Source organism: Cyanobium sp. NIVA-CYA 375 (genome assembly GCF_056108345.1).
This window is the reverse complement of record NZ_JBSYHW010000301.1, coordinates 1-814: the sequence shown is the minus strand read 5'-3', so window position 1 is coordinate 814 and position 814 is coordinate 1. Positions and strand designations below refer to the sequence as shown.

Genomic DNA, 814 nt, shown 5'->3' with positions numbered 1-814 from the left:
CGACCACGCCGCCCGCGAGGCCGGGGCACGCGAGATCGATCACCGCCGTTACCCGCATGGTCCAGTCCTGCATCGCTCCAAGCATTATCGTGTCCTCTCCTGACGAATCCTCGCAAGGTTCATGCCCACGCTTGCGCCGCTTGGCAATCGCGGCCAGACCCTGCCGCGATGACCGCGTTCCAGTCCTTCAAGACAGTGCTGGTCGAACACTCCCATCTGGCCAAGGATGCACTGCATATCTACGTCGCGCTGGGGGTGTTCTTCGGCAGCTGTCTGCTGTTCGGATGGAAGGCCCGGCACTGGCGACCATGGCTGCTGGTGCTGGCGGCGGCGCTGCTGGGCGAGGCGTGGGACCTGGCTGAAGCAAGCGGCAGCAACGACCCCATCGACAAGGCGGGGCATATCAAGGATGTCTGGAACACGCTGCTTGCCCCCACCGTGCTGTTGGTGCTGGCGCGCTTCACCGGGGTCTTCGCCGATGACCCGGCTTCAGGCGACCAGCCGGAGGTTACCGATCCCGCGCCGGACCCCGAGCGAGACATTGCCGATCCCGGGCAGTGATGTGAGCTGCTCGGCGAGATCGCCGTCGAGCGCGAAGTCCCGCCCCAGCCGCAACGTGGGCTCGTCCTCCGCGCCCGTTTTCAGCCGGACCAGCACTTCGCCGTGCCCCGGCTGCCCCAGAGCCAGCGCGAGCCGCAGCTCCTGCAACGCGCCGGCATCGTAAACATCGAGGGTAAGCAGCATGCGCGCTGCGCCGCGCACTTCGTCGAGCGGGCGGGCACCGCGCACGGTGATCCGGGGTGGCTCGTCCGGG

The 814-nt window shown here is 67.7% G+C and carries 2 protein-coding genes; one reads left to right on the top strand and one right to left on the bottom strand.

The features are described 5' to 3' along the window. The first annotated feature begins 168 nt into the window (after positions 1 to 168). A complete protein-coding gene (locus tag AC01FP_RS18215) occupies positions 169 to 561 on the top strand; it encodes a hypothetical protein (protein ID WP_474482239.1) in 393 nt (130 codons plus the stop codon). Here AC01FP_RS18215 and AC01FP_RS18210 read toward each other — a convergent pair. Next, positions 490 to 814, bottom strand: a 325-nt coding sequence (locus tag AC01FP_RS18210; protein WP_474482237.1) for a hypothetical protein, incomplete at its 5' end; no start/stop codon positions are given. The genes AC01FP_RS18215 and AC01FP_RS18210 overlap by 72 nt on opposite strands.